Annotated in this window: 16 protein-coding genes; 7 read left to right on the top strand and 9 right to left on the bottom strand. The window is 73.9% G+C overall.

Translation table 11 applies throughout. The features are described from left to right. The first annotated feature begins 198 nt into the window (after positions 1-198). Positions 199-666, top strand: coding sequence for a hypothetical protein (locus ACFXPL_RS32515; protein WP_384926409.1), 468 nt, complete (start codon positions 199-201; stop codon positions 664-666). A gap of 103 nt (positions 667-769) precedes the next feature. Here ACFXPL_RS32515 and ACFXPL_RS32510 read toward each other — a convergent pair whose 3' ends face one another. The 8 genes from ACFXPL_RS32510 to ACFXPL_RS32475 form a co-directional block, all read right to left on the bottom strand. Further along, positions 770-5,548 carry a hypothetical protein gene (locus ACFXPL_RS32510; protein ID WP_384926407.1) on the bottom strand — a complete coding sequence of 1,593 codons (4,779 nt, stop codon included), beginning with the start codon at positions 5,546-5,548 and terminating at the stop codon, positions 770-772. Positions 5,549-5,683: 135 nt separating this feature from the next. Further along, on the bottom strand, positions 5,684-6,601 hold the full coding sequence (locus tag ACFXPL_RS32505; RefSeq protein ID WP_384926405.1) for a hypothetical protein: 918 nt from the start codon (positions 6,599-6,601) through the stop codon (positions 5,684-5,686). A gap of 217 nt (positions 6,602-6,818) precedes the next feature. Next, positions 6,819-8,363 carry a hypothetical protein gene (locus tag ACFXPL_RS32500; protein ID WP_384926403.1) on the bottom strand — a complete coding sequence of 515 codons (1,545 nt, stop codon included), beginning with the start codon at positions 8,361-8,363 and terminating at the stop codon, positions 6,819-6,821. Positions 8,364-8,419: 56 nt separating this feature from the next. Beyond that, complete coding sequence (locus ACFXPL_RS32495; RefSeq protein WP_384926401.1) at positions 8,420-9,397, bottom strand: SGNH/GDSL hydrolase family protein; 978 nt, start codon at positions 9,395-9,397, stop codon at positions 8,420-8,422. Further along, positions 9,394-10,560, bottom strand: coding sequence for a glycosyltransferase (locus tag ACFXPL_RS32490; RefSeq protein WP_384926399.1), 1,167 nt, complete (start codon positions 10,558-10,560; stop codon positions 9,394-9,396). Before ACFXPL_RS32490 ends, ACFXPL_RS32495 begins: the two co-directional genes overlap by 4 nt. Then, on the bottom strand, positions 10,557-11,675 hold the full coding sequence (locus ACFXPL_RS32485) for a glycosyltransferase family 4 protein (RefSeq protein ID WP_384926397.1): 1,119 nt from the start codon (positions 11,673-11,675) through the stop codon (positions 10,557-10,559). Before ACFXPL_RS32485 ends, ACFXPL_RS32490 begins: the two co-directional genes overlap by 4 nt. Positions 11,676-11,856: 181 nt before the next feature. After that, positions 11,857-13,275 (bottom strand): HEAT repeat domain-containing protein, encoded by a 1,419-nt coding sequence (locus tag ACFXPL_RS32480; RefSeq protein ID WP_384926395.1) that lies wholly within the window; start codon positions 13,273-13,275, stop codon positions 11,857-11,859. Between the two features lie 375 nt (positions 13,276-13,650). Next, positions 13,651-14,043 carry an ankyrin repeat domain-containing protein gene (locus ACFXPL_RS32475; protein WP_384926393.1) on the bottom strand — a complete coding sequence of 131 codons (393 nt, stop codon included), beginning with the start codon at positions 14,041-14,043 and terminating at the stop codon, positions 13,651-13,653. 233 nt (positions 14,044-14,276) lie between these two features. Here ACFXPL_RS32475 and ACFXPL_RS32470 point away from each other — a divergent pair, with 233 nt between their 5' ends. Next, the gene (locus ACFXPL_RS32470; protein WP_189109156.1) at positions 14,277-14,471 is read left to right on the top strand and encodes a hypothetical protein; all 195 of its coding nucleotides are present in this window, start codon (positions 14,277-14,279) and stop codon (positions 14,469-14,471) included. Between the two features lie 37 nt (positions 14,472-14,508). After that, a complete protein-coding gene (locus ACFXPL_RS32465; protein WP_384926390.1) occupies positions 14,509-16,077 on the top strand; it encodes a hypothetical protein in 1,569 nt (522 codons plus the stop codon). A 39-nt stretch (positions 16,078-16,116) separates the two neighbouring features. Here the strand turns inward: ACFXPL_RS32465 and ACFXPL_RS32460 are convergent, their stop codons facing one another. Continuing rightward, entirely contained in the window at positions 16,117-17,616 is a 1,500-nt protein-coding gene (locus tag ACFXPL_RS32460) for a PLP-dependent aminotransferase family protein (protein WP_384926388.1), read from the bottom strand. A gap of 100 nt (positions 17,617-17,716) precedes the next feature. Here ACFXPL_RS32460 and ACFXPL_RS32455 point away from each other — a divergent pair, with 100 nt between their 5' ends. From ACFXPL_RS32455 to ACFXPL_RS32440, 4 genes are all read left to right on the top strand, one after another. Next, entirely contained in the window at positions 17,717-18,385 is a 669-nt protein-coding gene (locus ACFXPL_RS32455; RefSeq protein ID WP_384926386.1) for a YitT family protein, read from the top strand. After that, on the top strand, positions 18,382-19,161 hold the full coding sequence (locus ACFXPL_RS32450) for a glycerophosphodiester phosphodiesterase (protein WP_384926384.1): 780 nt from the start codon (positions 18,382-18,384) through the stop codon (positions 19,159-19,161). The genes ACFXPL_RS32455 and ACFXPL_RS32450 overlap by 4 nt, the downstream gene beginning before the upstream one ends. Positions 19,162-19,222: 61 nt before the next feature. Further along, positions 19,223-20,569, top strand: coding sequence for an MFS transporter (locus ACFXPL_RS32445; RefSeq protein WP_384926382.1), 1,347 nt, complete (start codon positions 19,223-19,225; stop codon positions 20,567-20,569). A 264-nt stretch (positions 20,570-20,833) separates the two neighbouring features. Continuing rightward, positions 20,834-21,208 (top strand): RNA polymerase-binding protein RbpA, encoded by a 375-nt coding sequence (locus ACFXPL_RS32440; protein WP_003959706.1) that lies wholly within the window; start codon positions 20,834-20,836, stop codon positions 21,206-21,208. Positions 21,209-21,265 lie beyond the last annotated feature (57 nt).

Below are 21,265 nucleotides of genomic sequence, written 5' to 3'. Positions count from 1 at the left end.
CGACCCCGCAGGGAATCTTTGTGGGCGGACATTCGTCCTTATGTACGGGGATCAGGGGCATGCGGGGAGCCCGGCGCACAGTGCGCGCATCACGGTTCGGGGCCGGTTCGGTTCCGGGACGGCGTGAAGCGTGACGAGCCGGGCAGTCACCCTTGATACGGACAGCGGGTTGGGGAGCGGGTTGGGGAGTGACGGTCCATGCAGACGGATGAGCGGCGGGGCGCGGTGTCGGCGGGCGAGTTCGAGCGGGTCTCGCGCGGGTTGTGGGTCGAGGAGCCCGCGCGGTCCTACCGCCTGCCGGATCCGGTCAGGACGGCCGCGGTCCGGGCGGTCATCATCACCGCCGTGACACTGATTCAGGCCATGATTGCGTTTCTCAGCACCCTCGCGGGGTCCTGGCTGGCCTTCCCGATGGTGCTGAGCAGTGTGGCCTCGACGGTGATGGCGACCTGGGGTGTGCTGGACGTCTGGGTGACGCGTCAGGTGTGGAACCAGCGCTACGGAGTGGTGTCCGTGCCCAGCAGCACGGCACGGCAGTTGCGCCGTGAGCGGCGCAGGGCGCGGCGGGCCGCCAGGAGCGCGGCGCGCGACGGGGCACGGATACCACCGGCGGGCGCCGGAGCCCGGGGCGAGGAGCAGACGCCGGGCGGGCTCAAGGCGGCCTGACCGCCCGCACCACACGCACGGCGCGCGTGCGCCCCTCTGCCGCGTGCGCCATGCGTGCGGTGCGTGTTCATGCGTGCGGTGCGTGTCACGCGTGCGGTGCGTGTCACGCGCGTCCGGGCGTGGGCACGGAGCCGGCGTCCGGGGTCCGTTTGAACATGCGGGTCGCGGTGATCTCGCCGTGCACGGGCTCGCCGTCCGGATCCTGCTGCGGCAACCCCGGGCGCAGATGCTCCTCCACGCTGATGTACTTCAGCCCGGCGCGCAGATCCGCGTCATTGCGCAACCTGATGACCAGCGGGAACTCCGCGAGCGCCGTCGTGTCGAAGAGGCCGGTGGTGTACAGGAGCTGCACGCCCAGCGCGTCCGAGACCGCGCGCTGGAGTTCCAGCAGGTACGTGGCGTTGGCGCGGCCGATCGGGTTGTCGAGGAAGAGCGTGCCCGCGTGCCGGTGCTTGTCACGCCCCCGGTCGTTGCTGCGCAGCGCGGCCATCGTGCAGTACAGCGCGATCGCGGCGGTCAGGAGCTGCCCCCCGGAGAAGACGTCGCCCATCTGTCCCACGGGAACGCGCTCGGCGCGCAGCACGGCGTCGGGCTTCAGGATCTCGACCGCGATGCCTCTGGGTTCGAGCGCCGCCTGCACACCGCGCAGCAGCAAGGACATGCCGTCCCTGCGCAGGTCGGAGTTCTTCTTGAGGGCGGCGTGGGTCGCCTCGTCGATGACCTCGCCCAGCCGCTCCGAAAGCGTCGCGCGGTCCGGCTCCTCGAAACGGATCCGCAGGAACTCCTGCCCCGACCACTCCCCCAGCCCTTCGGGCAGCCGGGAGAGCCGCTGGGCCGAACGGAGCGTCGTCAGCGCGGATTCCACCAGCCCGCGCAGCCGGTCGACGATGGAGTCACGGTTGCGCTCCAACTGCGCCAGCTCGTCGGTCAGTACCCGCAGCCGGGGCGCGAACGCCTGCGCCCACGCCGCCGCGTGTTCGGGCAGGGCGGACGCGGGCAGCTCACGGATCTGCTGCCTTGCGGGGGTGCGCACCTGCTCGTACCGGGTGGAGTTGGCGTGCCGTACGAGCACGTCGCACGCCTCGCGTACGCCTGCCTCCGCCGCCGAGAGCTCGGCCGCGCAGCCGCGCAGCGAGCGGCGCGCCTCCGACGTCGAGTGGCGGGCCTCCTCCAGCGTGCCCGGGTACGGCTCCGGCGGGCGCGGCGCCTCCTCCGGGTCGGGCTCCTCGGTGACGGCGCCGCGCAGCAGGTCGCGCAGGAGGGCCGCCGTCTCGTCGAAGCCGCCGGCCGCCTCTTCGGCGGCACGGTGCGCGTACAGCAGCTCGCCGTGCGCGGCCCGCGCGGTCTCCAGCGCGTCGGACCGTACGGCCAGTTCGGTGGTGGCCGTACGGAGCAGGGCCTGCGCCTGCTCGGCGTCGGCGGGAACCTGGTCCTCGGGGAGGTCGGTGTGGGCGTCGCCGTCGGCGGGCGCGAGGCGTTCGGCCTCGCCGCGGAACCGGCCCAGTTGCTCGCTGGCGGCCGAGGCGCGCGACTCCAGCATCTGGACCAAGGACTCGGCGCGGGCGGCGGCGGCCTGCCGGGACGGCCCGTCGGCTCCGTCGGTGGATTCGAGGAGCTGCGCGGCGCGGGTGCGAACCTTGTTGGTGAGCCGGTCCAGTTCGGCGAGCGCGGCGCTCTCGTCGCTCTCCGCGCGGGCCTGTTCGGCGCGCAGATCGGCGCCGACGCCCACCTTCTCGTACAACTGGGAAGCCGCCCGGTACGCCTCACGCAGCGCGGGCAGTGCGGCGCGCGGGGCGTCCGGCGCCGCTTCGGGGATCGTCTCGGGCGCGCCGGCGATCTCGGCGCGCTCGCCACGCAGGGCACGCGCGGTACGGCGGGCGTCGTCGCCCGCGCGCTGGGCGGCCCTGCGGTCCTCGTCGGCGGCACGGGCCCGCTCCAGGCAGACGGCCGCGCGCGCCTCGTACTCGGCGGCGTCGTCGGTCAGTTCCCGGAGCTTGGCCTGCCAGCCGGAACGCTCGCGGAGCCGGTGCGCGAGCCCGGAGAGCACATCGGCGGCCCGGCGGGCGCGCTGGGCGGTCTCCTGGCGTTCGTCGCGGACCCGGGTGGTGTCGGCGGCGACCTCGTCCGCCTCGGCCCGTACCGTACGCGCCTCGGTGAGCGTGGCCGCGGCCGTCTCCGCGCTCTCCCGGGCCGTGGCCGCGGCGGCGGACAGCTCGGTGAGCATGCCGGGCGGGCAGTCGGCGCGCCAGGAGCCGAGCCGGGCGGCGAGCGAGCGGTCACCGGTCAGCCGGGCGGCGAGGGTACGGATCTCCTCGTCGCGGGCGGCGGCGCGGGCGCGCAGCGCCTGCCGCTCCTCGTCGGCGGCGTGTTCGTCGTGCATGGCCGGGTTCGGCGGTACGAGGAAGACGCCGTACACCCCGCTGTCCGCGGGGCCGTCCGCGCCGGGCTCGGGCACCGGGGCCAGCAGCGCGGCGGCGGTGCCGACGGCGACCGTGGAGCGCGGCAGCAGCGCGGCGCCGGCGAGCGCTTCCCGGGCACGGGCGTGCGAGTCGGGGTCGGTGATCACGACGCCGTCGACCAGCTCGGGCCGGGCGCTCAGGACGGCGGCGTGGTCGGCGGGGTCGACGGCCTGGGCGAGGTAGCGCCAGCCGGGCAGAGCGGGGATGCCGTGCTCGCCGAGGAATTCGACGGTGGCCAGCACGTCGGGGCCCGCGGGCAGCAGCCCTCCGTCGCCGAGGGCGCCGAGGATCCGCGCGTCGTCGGCGGCGGCGGTCCGCAGCTCGAAGAGGTGCCGCTCGGCGGAGGTGATGCCCTGGTCGAGCAGTTCGCGCAGTTCGTCGGCGTACCGGTCCAGGTCCTCGGGGCTCAGCGGGGCGTCGCCGGGCCGCGGGGCCGGCTGCCGCCGGCGGGCCTCCGGGCCGTCCGGCGCGTCGTGCGGTTTCCCGTCGTGCGGTTTCCCGTCGTGGTCCGGGTCCGGGTCCGTACCGGTGCGCTGTCCCGGGACCGCGGTCCGCGCGGTGGTCAGGGCAGCGGCCGTCGTGGGCAGGCTGAGCAGTTCCGCGAGGCGTTCGTCCTCGGCGATCGACTCGGCCGCGCGGCGCTCGGCCTCGTAGGACCGCTCCGCGGCCCCTGCGGCGTCGGCGGCGCGCGCGGCGGCCAGTTCGGCGCGCGATTCGGCGGACGCCGCCTCCCTGGCCCGGTCCGCCGTCGTACGCGCGGAGTCGCGGGCCGCGTCCCACAGGGCGACGGCGGTCTTCTCGGCGTCGCTGGCGGCGAGCGCGGCGCGGGCCGGGTCGGCGTCGGGCGCGGAGTCGTCGAGCCAGCCGGCCCGTACCGCCTCGGCGGTCTCCTGCTCGACCTCGGCGAGGCGCTGGCGCAGATGGCCCACCTCGCTGCGGGCGCGCTGCGCGTCGGTGGCGGCGGCGGTCGCGTCGCGGTGGGCGGCCTCGCCGGTCTCCTGGAGGGTCGCGGAGCGTTCCTCCTCCTCGTTGGCGAGGCGCTCGCCCTCCCCGGCGGCGGCGTGCAGCGCCCGGACGAGATCGGCGGCGGCGGTGGCACGGGCGGCCAGGGCGGGCGCGGCGTCGCGCTCGGCCTCCCGGATCGCGACGGCCACGCGCGCGGAGCGGTCGGCCGCCGCACGGTGGCGCAGCACGTTCTCGGCGGCCTGCCAGGCGGAGTGGAGCGTACGGGCGTCGGTCAGTTCACGGCGCTGGGCCGCGGCGCGCTTCTCGGCGGCGGTGAGGGCCAGGGAGGCGTGCCGGTAGGCGAGTTCCGCGGCGATCAGCGCGCTGCGGCCCCGCGCCCGCTCGGCCTCGGTCACGGTGTGGGCGGCCGCGGTGACCTGCTGGGCGAGGTCGGCTACCCGGCCGCGCTCCTCACCGGCGCGCGCGGTGAGGCGCGTGACGAGCGTACGGGCGCGGCGCTCGGCGCCCGCGTGGACGTCGCGGGCGTGGGAGCGGGTCCCGGTCGCCTCCACGATCCGGCCGAGGAGATCGACGGAGCCGGCGGTGAAGTCGCGCTCCGCGGTGAGTTCGGCGCGGCGTCCCAGCTTGTTGCCGAAGCCTCCGACGAGGTCGGCGAGGCCGTCGGTGTCCCGGGTGTCGGTGACGGCGCGCAGCAGGAGGTCGGTGAAGTCGGAGTCCTTCTTGACGGCGAAGAGACCGGCGGCCTCGCCCTCGTCGGCGTTCATCTCACGCTGGTAGCGGAAGAGTTCGGGGTCGAGGCCCAGATCGCCGAGGTGTTCGTTCCAGCGGTCGTGGATCTCCTCCCAGTGGATGTCGAGATGCGGATAGAACTTGCCCGCCTCGGTGATGGCGTCCCGGAAGCCCTTCATCGTGCGGCGCCTGCCGCGCGCTCCGGAGACGCCCTCGGCGGCCGGCCGGACGGCGGTGGACTCGGCGACCGGCAGCGAGTCGAGGCTGAGTCCGGGGCCCGGCCGGAAGGAGTACCAGCCCTCGGCGAACTTCCGCGGGTCGTTGGAGACCTGCCGGCCGCGCCACTCGCTGGCCTTGCCGACGACGACGAGTTCTCCGGTGAGGGTGTGCTGCCACTCCAGGGCGACATGGCCGCAGTCGTCGGCGAGCAGGAACTTGCGCAGCACGCCGGAGCTTGCGCCGCCGAGGGTGTTGCGGTGTCCGGGCAGCATCACCGAGAAGATCAGCTTGAGCAGGACGGACTTGCCGCCGCCGTTCTCCAGGAAGAGGACACCCGCGGGTGCGGGGCGGCGCGGCGGGCCGACCGGATCCTCCTCGAAGAACTCCGCCTGGGTGGGCGCGGGGTGCGGTACGGGGGCGCCCACGCCGCGCAGGTCGAGCACGGTGTCGGCGTAGCGCGCGCCGGCGGGGCCGATGGAGTAGAGGCGGACCCGGGACAGCTCGTACATGGCGGACTCTCGTCTGGTGGATGGTGGCAGGAGCTCGGTGGAGGTCAGGCGGGGAGGGGAGGCCCGTGCGGAAGGGGGACGGACGTGGAAGGGGAGGTCAGGCGTGGAAGGGGAGGTCAGGCGTGGAAGGGGAGGTCAGGCGTGGAAGGGGAGGCCGGCGTCGGCGGCCAGCTCCAGGTCGTCGCCGTCGGGCGGGGGCAGCAGGGTGGCGGAGCCGTCGGAGACGGGCACGACGCCCAGCTCCAGCAGCTCGGTGAGGGCCGCGTGGCCCGCCATGTCACGCACCTGGAGCTGGTAGCGGGCGGTGGTGCGGTAGGCGCCTCCGGCGTCGTCGCCGGTGCGCTGGAGGAACCCGGAGTCGGTGAGGAACGCGACGGCCTTGCCGATGATGCCGGTCGTGGACCCGGCGAGGCGGCGGGCGTCCTTGGTGGCGCCCGTGGCGCTGCGCCGTGCGTAGGTCCGCCAGGCGGCCTCCAGACCGGGGGCGTCGGTCGACGGGTCGGTGTTCTCCCCGTCCCGCTCGGCGCGTTCTTCCAGACGGCGGCAGGCCTGCCGCACGAACGCGTCGACGCCGTTGACCGTGATCCGGCCGATGTATCCGTCGTCGGCGAGGTCCTCGGGGCGGGGAAAGGCCAGGGCCGCGACGGCGAGATGGGCGAGGCCGTGCAGGAAGCGGTCGGCGGAGTCGGTGGAGGCGCGGCGCGCGTAGTCGCCCATGCGGACCGCGAAGACGGAGTCCTCGGCTGCGGTGACGGCCATGCCGGCGCGTGGCGAGACTTCGAGGACGACGAGGCCGAATCCGGTGGCGACGGCGTCGGCGACGCGGGCGAAGGCGGGGTCCTCGCGGTAGCGGCGGAGCAGTTCGGTGTACTCGGCGTCGCGGGCCGGGAGCAGCTTGGGCTGGAGCCCGAAGGAGACGAGCCGGGCGGCGTCGGCGGCGTCGGCGGGGGTGACGGTCCGGCTCGTGCCCGCGCTTGGCGTGGGGTACTCGGCCGGATCAGGGTCTGTGGGGTCGGGCCACGTGGCGGGGGGCTCGGGGTTGTGGTCGCTCACAGGGTGGCTCCTTGGGGGGCGGGTGGTTCGTCGTGGTGCGGGGCCGGTGGTCTCCGGAGGCACGTGCCCGGACGGCATGATGTACGGCGTGTGCGGGACGAGCGGCAGGGCGCGGGCCCTTGTGCGGCACACATCACGTCTCACTGTCCGGACACGCGCCTCCGGTGGCCCCGGCCCCCTCCCGCCGGTGGACGCTCCCGGGGCGCTGCGGCGGAGATCACGCCGACTCCGCACGGTCCGCCGTCATGCCCGCCGCGTCCAGCAGCGCCGTGCCCACGATCAGGTCGGCGCCGCCGAACTCCCGGTCGTCGAGCGGGGTGCCGTCGTCCACCGCGAAGAGCAGGCGCTCCTCGCCCTGGCGGTAGGCGGTGCCGACCGGGGGGCTGGCCGCGTGGATGGCCAGGAGCGCGACGAGGTAGGGCAGTTCGGGGTCGCGCAGGCGGGCTTCCGCGAGGAGGCCGGAGAGTCTGCGCGGCGCGTCGTGTTCCAGGTCGAGCAGTTCCTTCGCGCTCGCGAGCTGTTCCTCGCTGAAGCGGCTGTCGTCCGGCGTGGCGATCAGGTCCGGTTCCGGCATTTCGGCGCCCAGGTGCTCGCGCTCCACCGGTGGGGTCAGCAGCAGGTCGATCAGGTCGCCGACCCGGACGGACGCCGGGGTGCGCAGTCCTGTGCCGCGGGCGAAGAACGCGTCCGTGACCCGGGCCGCCTGCTCCACGGGCAGCGGCAGCAGCGGGGCGACGAGCTGCCCGTACAGGTCGAGTCCGGTGTGGGCGGTGGGCCGGGCGAATGCCTGGCGGTCCTGTTCGGCGCGGAAGAGGGGGCCCGCCTCCAGCAGGCGTGACTGGAGTTGGGTGTGCCGGCGGATGCAGTCCTTGACGATGTCGACGAGTTCGGCCGCGCGTCGTTTGTGCTCGGCCGTCCTGGGGTCGTTGCCGGTCTCCGCCTCGTCGCGCGCCTTGCGGATGTTCGTCAGGATCGCGTTCTCGTGACGGTACCGGTCGGCGACGTGGTCGAGCGCCTCGTCGATCATGTCGGGGACGGCGTGGAGCCAGTCGACGGCCCGTACGTTGCGCCGGGTGGCCTCCAGTGTCCTGCGCAGCGTCTCCGCGTACTGGACGGTCCGGTATCTGGCCTGCTCGGCGGCGAGTTGCGCGTCGGCCAGTCTGCCCCGGCTGATCAGGACCTCCAGCTTGACCTCGGCGGCGATCTGGGCGCTGGTGACGTCCGTGTCGAGAGCGCCGACCAGGACGTTGACCGCTTCGTCGGTCGTACGGAGAAAGACGCTGCCGCCGGGTCCTGGGACCTCCTCGATCAGCTTGAAGTCGTAGTCCCTGCGGGTGTAGACGCCGTCCGTGCCGAACGTGCCGTAGACGGCGCGGAAGCCGCGGTCCACGCTGCCCACGTTGATCAGGTTCTCCAGGACCCAGCGGGCGACGCGTTCGTGCTCGCCGACGGGGCGGCGGGGGGCCTGGGCGGCGATGCGGGGCAGGAGTCTGGCCACTATCTGTTCGTGGTCCGCGCCGGTGTCGAAGTCCATGTTGAGCGTGACCAGGTCGATGGCGGAGAGCGCGACCTCCGCCATCGCGTACACCGAGTACTCGCCCGCCAGATTGGCCTTACGGGTGTCCAGGTCGTGCAGCGGCGCGGTGCAGGCGAGCGCGCGCAGCCGCCGCGCGAGCCCTTCGTCGGCGGCCGGGCCCTGGGCGGGCCGCGGCCCCGCGCTGAGCTGGGGCGGAACGAAATCCGTCGGGGCAGGCGAAGTCACCTGCACAGGTTAGGTCCTCGCACCGACAACGGTCGAAACGACGCAGAGCGCCCCCGTCAGGACCGCTCGATTCCCGCCCGATTCCCGTTGCCCCTCGCCGCTTCCGCCGGAGGGGCGGCGAGTGCGGCGAGCGCCCCGGAGAGGGCGTGATCGGCCCTCAGGTCGAGGTGGGCGCCGCTGCCGCGGGCCCAGTGCGTGACCTCGTCGCCCGCCAGGCGCAGCAGTTCCGGCAGCAGGTCGCGGCAGCGGCGGGCCACCCAGCCGGTGCCGGAGGTCGCGAGCCAGCACAGTGACTCGGCGCGGGTGGGCGGCGGCCGGTCGGGATCGGGGGCGGGCGGCGGGCCGAGGGCGAACCCCCGTTCGGCGAGCGCTCCGTGGAACCGCGCCGCGATCATGCGGTGCCCGCGCTCCCCCGGGTGCAGCCGGTCGGCGCTCCACAGCGAGCGGTCGGCGACCCAGGCGGCGTCGGCCAGGTGCAGGTGGACGGTGTCGTACCGCGTCGCGAGGGTGTGGACGACGGCGTTGACGGCCCGCTGACGCCGGGCGAGCGGCCGGGCGAGCGGGGCGGGCAGCCCGAGCATGGCGCCGGGTTCGGGCAGGCAGGCGGTGAGCAGGACGGTGCCGTGTGCGGCGAGGGCGGCGCAGATACGGTCGATACGCGGGGCGAGGTCCTGTATGTCGAAGCCGGCGCGGAGCGTGTCGTTGACGCCGACGACGACGGAGGCGATGTCGGGCGCGAAGGCCAGGGCGTCGGGTGTCTGGCGCTCCTCGACGTCGCGGGTGAGGGCGCCGCTGACGGCGAAGTTACGGAAGGGGGTCCCGTCCTCCGCGCCGCCGAGGGCGCCTCCGAGCAGCGCGGCCCATCCGCGCCATCCGCCGCCGTCCACGGGGTCCCCGATCCCGGCGGTGAGGGAGTCCCCGAGCGCGGCGAACCGCGGGGGCGTGGCCGCCGGGGCGCGGGTGCCGCCGCGGCGCGGGGACGGCACCGAGTCCAGGGGCGTGGCCGCCGGGGCGGGTCTGGCCCGCGGCGTCATCGGGGTGTCCCGTCGGGGCGCAGGGCGGAGGCCACGGGCCGGGCGTCGTGCGCAGCCAGGAACGCCGTCACCGCCGCGTCCCAGCCGAACAGTTCGGCCCGTGCGCGGGCCGCCGCGCGGCGGGTGCCCTCCGGGCGGGCCAGCAGGTCCTCGACGGCGTCCGCGAAGGATGCCCCGTCGTCGGCCGCCGCCCGGCCCGCGTCCCCGATCACCTCGGGCAGCGCGGACGACGCGCTGGCGACGACCGGGGTGCCGCAGGCCAGCGCCTCCAGGGCGGAGAGACCGAAGGTCTCGACGGGGCCCGGGGCCAGGCAGATGTCGGCGGCGGCCTGGAGGCCGGCCATCGCGGCGCGGTCGCCGACATGGCCGAGGAAGACCGCGGGCAGCCCCTGCGCCCTGGCCCTGCGGGCGAGCCCGGCGCGCAGCGGTCCTTCGCCCGCGACGACCAGTGACGCCCGTACTCCTCGCCGCCGTAGCTCCACCAGCGTGTCGAGCGCCGCGCCGGGGCGCTTCTCGACCGACAGCCGGGATCCGAGGAGGAGCAGTACGCCGGGCGCGCGGCCCTGGACGTAGCGGGCGCGCAGGGCGGGGTCGCGGCGCTCGGGGCGGCAGCGGTCGAGGTCCACGCCGAGCGGGGCGCGCACCACGTTGCGGGCGCCGATGCGCAGGAACTCGCGCTCCGCCCATTCGGTGGTGCAGACGATCCGTGAGTACGCCCAGGCGCTGTGTGTGTTGAGCCGGTCGGCGGCGCGGCCGGCCGCCGCTCCGGGCACGCCCCACGCGCGCAGGACCCCGTCGGCCGTCTCGTGGGAGACCATCACGGACGGGATCCGGTGGCGCCTGGCCCACTCGCCGGTCCAGCGCAGGGTGGTCCGGTCGGAGACTTCGAGCCGGTCGGGTGCCAGTCCTTCGAGCACGTCGCGCAGCCGGCGCCGGGCCGCCAGGACGCGGTAGCCGCCGGTGCCGGGCAGTTCGGGTCCGGGCAGGGTGATCACCCGGCCCTGCTCGGTGTCCTCGTCGGAGGCGCGTTCCCCGGGCACGATCAGTACCGGTTCGTGTCCGGCCGCGCGGTAGCCGCTGCCCAGCGCGTGCAGCGCGGTGCGCAGTCCGCCGGAGGACGGTGTGACGAAGTTGGCGAGCCGTACGATCCGCAGCGCGCTCACGCGACCACCGCCGTACGCGCGCCGAGGACCTCGGCGTAGTGGCCGAGGAGCTGGTCCCCGACGGCGGCCCAGGTCCGGTCCTCGACCGCGGCGCGGCCGGCCCGTCCGTAGGCGGCGCGGCGCGCGGGCGCGTGGGCGAGTTCGCGGACGGCCTCGGTGACGGCGTCCGTGTCGTGCGGGGTGACGAGGAGGCCCGTACGGCCGTGGTCCACGAGGTCGAGCGGTCCGCCCGCGGCGGGGGCGATCACCGGGACACCGCTGGCCATGGCCTCCTGCACGGTCTGGCAGAAGGTTTCGTAGGGGCCGGTGTGTGCGAAGAGGTCGAAGGAGGCGAAGGTCCTGGCCAGGGCCTCGCCGGTGGTGCGGCCGAGGAAGAGCGCGCCGGGCAGGGCGGTGCGCAGGGAGGTCTCGCTGGGTCCGTCGCCGACGATCACGACGCGGACGCCGGGCAGGGCGCAGACGCCCGCGAGGAGTTCGACGTGCTTCTCGGCGGCGAGCCGGCCGACGTAGCCGACGATCAGTTCGCCGTCGGGGGCGAGCCGGCGCCGCAGCGCCTCGTCGCGCAGTTCGGGCCGGAACCGTACGGTGTCCACGCCCCGGGGCCAGAGGCTGACCCGCGGTATGCCGTGCTCGGCGAGGTCGGCGACGGCGGCGCTGGAGGGTGCGAGGGTGCGGTCGGCCGCGGTGTGCACGGCCTTGAGGCGGCGCCAGGCGGCGGCCTCCCCCGCGCCCACGTACGTACGGGCGTAGCCGGCCAGGTCGGTCTGGTAGACGGCGACGGCGGGGACGCCGAGGCGGGCGGCTGCGGTCATGCCGCGGACGCCGAGCACGAAGGGGCTGGCGAGGTGGACGAGGTCGGCGCGGTGCGCGGTGATGGCCGCGGCGATCCGGCGGCTGGGCAGGGCCACGCGGACCTGCGGATAGCCGGGCAGCGGCAGGGAGGGCACGCGTACCACGGGGCACGGTGTGTCGGTCTCGTCGTCGCCCGCGACGGACGGGGCGATGACGAGGGGGTCGTGACCGCGCGCGGCGAGGTGCCGGGCGGTCTGGAGGGCGCAGTGGGCCACGCCGTTGACATCGGGCGGGAAGGACTCGGTGACGATGACGACACGCATATCCGTGTTGTCGTCGTACGGAGCGTGTCCCTGCCAACGTGGATCTTTCCGCGTGGGGAACGTCCCGTGAGCATTGGAAGCGGGGGACGTTCCGGGGCCCGGCGGAGAACGCCCGGCGAAGGCGCCCGGGACGTGGCGTAAGGGGGCGTCCCTACGCCACGTCCACGGTGTTACGGCGTGTTCACCGGGTCGCCGCGTCCGGGCCCATCCGGTTGCGTACGGCCGTCTGGACCTCGGCCTCCTCGGCCGGGTCGGCGGCCAGCCGGCGCAGCCGGTCGGCGACCCGTACGTCGCCGGTCTCGGCGTGCAGCGCGGCGATCTCGCGGGTGGTCTCCTCGCAGTCCCACAGGCATTCGACGGCGAATCCGGTGGCGTACGAGGGGTCGGTGGCGGCGAGTGCGCGCGCCGCGCGGCCACGGAGCTGGGAGGACGCGGTCTCCCGGTAGACGTGGCGCAGGACGGGCGCCGCGCAGACGATGCCGAGGCGGCCCGTGCCGTCGACGAGGGCCCACAGCCGGGGGGAGTCGGGGCCTTCGGCGCGTACGGTCTCGCGCAGGGCGCCGAGGACCAGGGGGGTGTCCTCCGTACCGCCGCGGCAGGCGAGGACGCCGGCGGCGGACGCGCCGAGGGGGTCGGGCCGGTGGATCCAGCCCCGGGCCCGGTCGACGGCCTCGTCGCCGCACATCCGCTCGAAGGCGGAGACCGCGGCGTCGGCGACGGCTCGGTGCGGGTCGCCGGCCGCCGCCTCGATCAGGTCGAGCACGGCCGGGTCGCGGGCCTCGGCCAGGTAGTGGAGAGCGGCGCAGCGCGCCCCGCCGGGGCCGCTCCTGGCCGCCTCGACGATCAGGGGGCGGTCGCCGGGGCCGGCGACGGCGGTGAGGCAGCGGGCCGCCGGCCGGTGGAGTTCGGTGCCGCGTTCCAGGCCCTGCTGGGCCCAGTCGAAGACGGCCTGGACGCTCCAGCCGGGGCGGGGTCCGCTCGGCCGCATCTGGCGTTGCCAGCGGTCGAAGGAGCCCTGTTCGCCCGCGGCCCTGATGCGGGCGCCGACGGCGGGGCGCGGGTCATCGGCCCAGAGCCGCCAGGGCCGGGGTTCGAAGGCGTCGCGCACGGTGGACGCCAGTTCGGCGTCGCCGTCGGGGGTGGCGGGGAACCTGGCGAGGACGGGGCCGGCGAGGGCGCGCAGGCCTGTGTCGTCGTCGCGCAGCGCCAGTTCGTCCAGGGCCCAGGCCCAGTTGGTGCCGGTCGCGGTGTAGCGCCGGAGCAGGTCGAGCGCGTCGTGCCTGCCGTACGCGGCGAGGTGGCCGAGGACGGCGAGCGAGAGCCCGGTGCGTGACTCGTCGGTGTCGAGGTGGTCCTCGGCGCGGAAGAGGTGGTCGTCGATGGCGTCGAGACCGCCGTGGATGTCCAGATAGAGACGGGCGTAGTACAGCGAGCGGTTCTCGACCTGCCAGTCGTGGCGCGGGTCGTTCAGCACGCAGTGGTTGAGGGCGGCGAGCGCCTCCGCGCGGGGTGCTGCGAGCGCGTGCAGTGTGCCGTCGCCGCGGCCCCTCTGCAGCAGGCCGAGCAGTGTGCCGCTCGGCGCTATGACTGGATCGAACATGGGGAAAGCCTCACATCAAGCTGTCGACGCAACCGGGGGGTGTGGTGCCGAAGCCCTCTCGGACCTGACCACGTCCTCGTGCCTCTCCCGGCGAATCCTGCCCCGTCGCTGGCAGACACCGCCGGTCGCGGCACCAGGGCCTCTCGTCCGGGTCCGGCTTGGCTCGCGTGCCCTGGCACCGCGCCTCGATTCGGCCGGATCCAAACGAAAGCCACTAGACCGTGCGGCGACATGATCGGCCGTCCGTTGTCGTCTTCTGCCTAACGCAGACCATCTTTCCTGCCTCTCGTCGGTGGCCCACCGTGGGCCCGTCGTCATGATGACCCAGCCATTTCGCCACCGCGACCACATTTACGACGCTGTCCGTCACGACGGTCACCGGGCCCCGAACAGCTCCAGGAGATGCGCCTTCCCGAACATGCGCGCCGTATCCACCGCGGAGGGGTTGCCACCGGCCGGATCCGCTCCGCCGGCCAGCAGTGCGCGGATGATCTCGTCCTCGCCCTTGAAGACGGCGCCGGCGAGCGGGGTCTGACCTCGGTCGTTGATCCGGCCGGCGTCGGCGCCGCGGGCGAGGAGCGCTTCGACGGCCGCCAGGTGACCGTGGTAGGCGGCGAGCATGAGGAGGGAGTCGCCCCGGTCGTTGGTGAGGTTGGCTGGCACACCGGCGTCGACGTAGGCGGCGAGTGTCTCCGCCTCGCCCGTCCGGGCCAGATCGAAGACCTTCGTGGCCAGTTCGATCACCTCGGGGTCGGGGGTTTCACTCATCGGCGGGACCGCCTTCCGGAATGTCTGTGCGGAGTAAACCGACAGGGTACTGCCCGGTGGAGTAAGAGGAAGCGGAGAGTCCGGACAGCCCGCGGGCGGCGGGGACGACCGCCGTGCGCCAGTGCAGTGAAATGCATGATATTTCACTCATTTGCATCTTTTATCGCATAGATACTTTTCGTGATCCTGGAAGGACTCATGGTGACTTGTCCCCACAAACCAGGAGAATGCTCATGATTCTGTCCATGTCCGGCGTCGTCCTGCTCGGAATCATCGTCTTCCTCTTCTTCCGGAAGGACGGGCTCAAGGCGTCGCACGCGCTCGTCTGCGCGCTCTTCGGCTTCTACCTCGCGGGGACCGCCATCGCCCCGAGCATCACGGCCGGCGGCGCGAGCCTGGCCGGCCTCCTGGGCGGGATCAAGTTCTGACGCCCGCCCATCCCTTCCGCACCTCCAGGAGACAGACGTGGCCCGGCTCCCCCTCACCCACCTGCTGACCAGTGGCGGCGACCGGATCGCGCGCGGTCGGGAGGCGGCACGCACGGCGGCGGACGGCGCCACCGACGTGCTCCATCCGCTGATCACGATCGTCCGTGGACTGCGGCTGATGGCCGCCGCGGGGCGCCGGAAGTGGGCGGGCACCCCTAAGGAACGGCGCGGTCCCACGCTGTTCCTGGCCGCCGCCTGTGTCCTGCTGGTCGTCCTCGTCCCGTACGGGCCGCTGCTGGCCCTGATCACGGTGATGGGCCTGGCCGGCTGGAAGGGACGGGACCGCCCGCCCGTGCCGACCGGGCCCGACGAAGCGGAGGTACGGCGTCTCCAGTCCCTCTACGAGGCGCTCGTACCGTACTTCGCCGTGCCCGAGGACCCGAGTCCGCTCTTCACCCATGGCGGCGCGTGGGGCGCCGCCTTCGCCGGCCACGCCTTCGACGGCGACGGACGGCTCACCCGGCTCCAGGTGGCCTACCCGCCGTACTTCCCCGACGGCGAGCCCACCGCACGCGCCCGGATCGAACAGCTTCTGCACGCCAAGTCCGGACGCGGGCGCGAATATCTCTTCGACTGGGACGAGGAGGGCAACCGGCTGCTGATGACGGTCCTGCCCCCGCTCCCCACCGACATCGCCGCCCAGCGCTTCGTCACCGCGCCGGGCGAGACCGTCCTCGGTTTCACCGACGACGGCGCGGTGCCGCGCACCGTGCCCGTGACGACGGGCGCCGGTCACCGGGACGCGCCCCCGGTTCTCTGGCGGACCGGGCCGCGCTCCACCGAACCGCATCTGCTGGTCGCGGGCCATCCGGGCAGCGGCGCCACCAGCCTGCTGCGCTCGCTCGCGCTCCAGGCCCTGCCCTACGGCGACGTCCTGGTCGTGGACGGCGGCGGGGACGGCGAGTTCGCCTGTCTGGCCGGGCGCGGCGGCGTGCTCGCCGTGGAGTGCGGGCTCGCCGGGGCGCTCACCGGCCTCGAATGGGCCGCGCGCGAGACCGAACGGCGGCTGATCGAGGCCCACCGCGCCCGCCAGTCCGGGCTTCCCGCCCCCGAGGACATCCGGCGTCCGCTGTGGATCCTGTGCGACCGGCCGGGCGTCTTCGGCCATCTCGCGGCGGCCGACGGACGGCCCGATCCGCAGGACCTGCTCCAGGTGCCGCTGCGGCACGGCAGGGCCGCCCACGTGACCGTCGTCGTCGCCGAACACCTCGACGCCCTCGATCTGCTGAGCCAGGACGTGACGACGCACACCCGCGCCCGGGTCGTCCTCGGGCCAGCCGCGCCCGCGCGGGTGGCGGCGGTGCTCGGGGTGGAGCCGCACACCACGCCCACGCCGGACGTCCCGCCCGGCCGGGGGTACGTACGGCTCGGCACGGCCCCGGTGCTCAGGCTCCAGGTCCCGGCCACGCCCGACCCGTACGACGACGCGACGAGCGAGGCGCACCGGCGCGCCGTACTGGATCTGCTGCCGGGGCGGCAGATCCAGCGGCAGGCGTACGAGCAGGTGCCCGGGCAGGCTCCCGCACCGGTGGCCGCCGAGGGCTGACGCCGCCGTCCTCCTTTCGGCGACGAGGGTGCGCGGCTTTCAGGCGACGAAGGTGCGGGGCGTGTCCGTGCCCGTGGCCGCGCCCGTCTCCACCAGGCGCGCCGCCGCCGCGAGCCGGGCCGCCGCCTCCACGGCGACCGGGCCGCCGACGGTGAACGGCAGCCGTACGTACCCCTCGAACGCCCCGTCGACCCCGAAGCGGGGCCCCGAGGGAACCCGTACGCCGACCCGCTCGCCCACCTCGGCCAGCCGGGAGCCGGAGAGCCCTCCGGTGCGTACCCACAGGGTCAGCCCGCCGTGCGGTACGTCGAACTCCCAGCCGGGCAGTCGCTCGCGCACCGCCGCGACCAGCGCGTCCCGGTTGTCGCGCGCCTGGGCGCGGCGCAGCGCGACGGCCTCCTCCCAGCCGCCGGTCCCCATCAGCCAGTTGACGGCGAGCTGTTCCAGTACCGGGGTGCCCAGGTCGGCGTAGGCGCGCGCGGCGACCAGGGAGCGGATCACGTCGGGGGCGGCGCGCACCCAGCCGATCCGCATCCCCGCCCAGAAGGCCTTGCTGGCGGAGCCGACCGTGAGGACCGTGCTGCCCGCCGGGTCGAAGGCGCAGACCCGGCGCGGCATGGCCACCTCCGGGTCGAGACGCAGCTCGGACATGGTCTCGTCGACGACCAGGACGGTGCCCGCCGAGCGGGCCGCGTCGACGAGTCCGCGCCGCTGGTCCTCGTCGGCCAGCGCGCCCGTCGGGTTGTGGAAGTCGGCGACGACGTAGGCGAGCCGGGGCGCCGCGTCCCGCAGCACCTGACGCCAGCGGCCGAGGTCCCAGCCGGCCAGGCCCTCGGCCATGGCGACGGGCACCAGCCGGGCGCCCGCCTCGCGCATGAGCTGGAGGATGTTGGCGTAGCTGGGCGACTCCACCGCGATCCGTTCGCCGCGGCCCGCGAAGAGATGGCAGATCGCGTCGATCGCGCCCATGGCGCCGGTGGTGACCATGATCTGCTCGGGCATGGTCGGGATACCCAGCGCCGTGTAGCGGTCGGCGAGCATCCTCCGCAGCGCCGGGAGCCCGGCCGGGTAGTCGCCGTGGGTGTGGGCGTACGGCGCCAGTTCCTCCAGCGCGCCCTGGACGCCCCGGGTGAGCCAGGGCTCGGGGGCCGGCAGTGCGGCCGTGCCGAGGTCGATGACGGAGCCGAGCGATTCGGGCGGCAGGGGTTCGAGACCGCGGGCGGGCAGCGGGTGCCCCGCCGGTACGGCCGTCCAGCTTCCGGCGCCTCTGCGGGACTCCAGGAAGCCCTCGGAGCGCAGCGCCTCGTAGGCGGCGGCCACGGTCGTACGGCTCACGGAGAGGGCGAGTGCCAGCTCGCGTTCGGCGGGAAGGCGGGCGGCGACGGGGACGCGGCCTTCGAGGACGAGGAGCCGGATGCCGTCGGCGAGCGCCCGGTAGGCGGGCGGGCGGCGGCTGCCGGGGCCCGCGGGGCGCGGCTGCTGGGCTTGGAGCTGGCGGGCGAGCCCCGCCGCTCCGACCACTGAGGTCCACTGCGCCATGGAAATCAGTCCACCTTCCCGGAATTGGCCCTGGTTGCCCTCTGCTGACCTGCCACAGAGTGACATGCATCAGTCCACCATTGCACCAAGGGACGGCATCGTGTCCATCATCCCGGGCCTCCGGTCCCCCCATCTGACCCGTCGGCTCTGCCAGCTCTACGTCGGTCTCGCGCTGTACGGCGCGAGTTCGGCGCTGGTGGTGCGCGGTGGCCTGGGGCTGGAGCCGTGGGGCGTGCTGCACCAGGGGCTCGCCGAGCTGACCGGGCTCTCCATGGGGGTCGTGGCGATCATCGTGGGGGCGGCCGTGCTGCTGCTCTGGGTACCGATCAGGCAGCGGCCGGGGCTGGGCACGGTCTCCAACGTCTTCGCCGTGGGGCTGGCGATCGACGCGACGCTCGCCCTGGTACCGGAGGCGCACGGGCTGCCCGCCAGGATCACCCTGCTGGTCACCGGGATCGTGCTCAACGGGGCGGCCACCGGGCTCTACATAGCGGCCCGGTTCGGCCCGGGTCCTCGGGACGGCCTGATGACCGGGGTGCACCGGCTGACGGGCCGCTCGGTGCGGCTGGTCCGTACGGCGATCGAGGTGGCCGTCGTCGCCACCGGGTTCGCGCTCGGCGGCACGGTGGGCGTCGGTACGGTGGCGTACACGCTGGCCATCGGACCGCTGGCCCAGCTCTTCCTGCGGGTCTTCGCCATCCCCGCGGCGGACAACGGCAGCACGGTGGTCGCCACCGGGTCACCGGAAGGCGCCATACTGCGGCCGTGACGCGCGAACTCCACCCTTATCTGGTCCGGCCCGGCGCGGGCCGGCCAGGACCCATCCCCTTCGCCCACCGGGGCGGCGCCGCCGACGGCCTGGAGAACACGGCCGTCGCGTTCCGCCGTGCGGCCGGCCTCGGCTACCGCTACTTCGAGACCGATGTGCACGCCACCTCGGACGGCCGGCTCGTCGCCTTCCACGACCCGACGCTGGACCGGGTGACCGACGCCCGGGGCGCCATCGCCGAGCTGCCGTGGCACGAGGTGCGCCGGGCCAGGGTGGCGGGCCGCGAACCGCTGCCGCTCTTCGCCGAGCTGCTGGAGGAGTTCCCCGAGGCCCGCTGGAACGTGGACATCAAGGCGGCGCCCGCCCTGGCCCCGCTGGTCGAGCTGATCCGCGCGACCGGGAGCTGGGACCGGGTGTGCGTCGGCTCGTTCTCCGAGGCCAGGGTGGCGCGCGCGGCCCGCCTCGCGGGTCCACGGCTCGCCACCTCGTACGGGGTACGGGGCGTGGCGGGCCTGCGGCTGCGCTCGTACGGGATGCCCGTCCCGGTCCGTTCCGGCGCGGTGTGCGCGCAGGTCCCCGAGGCGCAGTACGGCGTCCGGGTGGTGGACGAGCGCTTCGTACGGGCGGCGCACGCCCGCGGCCTTCAGGTCCATGTCTGGACGGTCAACGACCCCGTACGCATGGAAGCGCTTGTCGATCTCGGCGTGGATGGCATCATGACTGATCAACTGGAAACGCTGCGCTCGGTGTTGACCGCACGGGGAGCCTGGCAGTAGTGCCCGGGTGGGTACCGGCGGCCGGGTGCGGCGTCCGCACGGGGAGAGCGAGGCAGCGCGGGTGACCGCTGACACGGTGGAACGGGCCGACGGGGCGAGCTCCCTCAGGCGTGAGCAGCACGGCTGGTACTTCTACGACTTCGCGTGCTCGGTCTATTCGACGAGCGTGCTCACCGTCTTCCTCGGCCCTTACCTGACGTCGGTGGCGAAGAACGCCGCCGACGCCGAGGGCTTCGTCCATCCGCTGGGCGTTCCGGTACGCGCGGGTTCACTGTTCGCGTACACGGTCTCCGTCTCGATCGTGGTGGCGGTGCTGGTCATGCCGCTGGTGGGCGCGATGGCGGACCGTACCGGGCGGAAGAAGCCGCTGCTCGCGGCGGCGGCGTACCTCGGGGCGACGGCCACGACCTGCATGTTCTTCCTCGGCGGGGACCGCTATCTGCTGGGCGCGCTGCTGCTGGTCGTGGCGAACGCCGCACTGGCGGTCTCGATGGTGCTCTACAACGCGTATCTGCCGCAGATCGCGGAGCCGGACGAGCGCGACGCGGTCTCCTCGCGGGGCTGGGCATTCGGGTACACCTCGGGGGCGCTGGTCCTCGTCCTCAATCTGGTGCTCTACACCGGGCACGACACCTTCGGCGTCTCCGAGTCGACGGCGGTACGGATCTGTCTGGCCTCGGCTGGGCTCTGGTGGGGCGCCTTCACGCTCGTACCGCTGCGGCGGCTGCGCGACCGCCATGTGGAGCCGCGCGGTGAGGGGGCGGTGGGCACCGGCTGGCGGCAGCTCATGGCCACGTTGCGCGACATGCGCCGCCATCCGCTGACGCTCTCCTTCCTGCTCGCCTATCTGATCTACAACGACGGTATCCAGACGGTGATCTCCCAGGCGTCGATCTACGGCTCGGAGGAGCTGGGCCTGGACCAGACGACCCTGATCACCGCCGTGCTGCTGGTACAGATCCTGGCGGTGGCCGGCGCGCTGGGAATGGGCCGGATGGCCAGGGCCTACGGGGCCAAACGCGTCATCCTGGGTTCGCTGGCCGTCTGGACGCTGATCCTCGCGGCGGGCTACTTCCTGCCCGCGGGGGCGCCGGTCGCGTTCTATCTGATGGCCTCCGCGATCGGCCTGGTCCTGGGCGGCAGCCAGGCCCTCTCCCGCTCGCTCTTCTCCCATCTCGTACCGAGCGGCAAGGAGGCCGAGTACTTTTCCGCGTACGAGATGAGCGACCGGGGGCTGAGCTGGCTGGGTCCCTTGGTGTTCGGTCTCGCGTTCCAGCTCACGGGGAGCTACCGGGATGCGATCATCTCGCTGGTGGTCTTCTTCGCGATCGGTTCCGCGCTGCTTGCGCGGGTACCCGTCAAGGCGGCGATCGCCGCCGCGGGGAACCCCGTACCGGACCGGATTTAGGCGTTGAAGTGAAAGGGCGGTAGTGTACGCGTTTGGCCTGCCAGGCGGACCGTTACTGCGTACTCGACCAATGAATTCGCTGGGTGACATCTCCTGTTAGATGTGACAAACCGGGCGCCTGTGGGTACGCAACCCTTGATAAGCAGCGGCACGACGGACGAGGCACGACCCTTGACGGGAATCTTTACCGCCGACCGAACGTTGACCGGATGACGACGACAGCGACACCTGTCCTGTGGGCGACAAGCCCGGGAGGCACGATTCATGAGTGAGCGAGCTCTCCGCGGCACGCGACTCGTGGTGACCAGCTACGAGACGGACCGCGGCATCGATCTGGCCCCGCGCCAGGCGGTGGAGTACGCATGCCAGAACGGCCATCGATTTGAGATGCCGTTCTCGGTAGAGGCGGAAATTCCGCCGGAGTGGGAGTGCAAGGCGTGTGGCGCCCAGGCACTCCTGGTGGACGGGGATGGCCCCGAAGAGAAGAAGGGCAAGCCTGCGCGTACGCACTGGGACATGCTCATGGAGCGGCGCACACGCGAGGAGTTGGAGGAGGTGCTGGCCGAGAGGCTGGCGGTCCTGCGCTCCGGCGCCATGAACATCGCCGTGCACCCGCGGGACAGCCGGAAGTCCGCCTGACCGCATCAGCACACAACAGCACACGCCGCGGGCCGCGTCACACGAACTGTGTGACGC

The organism is Streptomyces sp. NPDC059092 (assembly GCF_042756365.1).
Taxonomy (GTDB): Bacteria; Actinomycetota; Actinomycetes; order Streptomycetales; family Streptomycetaceae; genus Streptomyces.
Note: the sequence above shows the minus strand (reverse complement) of the source record. Positions and strands in the feature narration are given on the sequence as shown.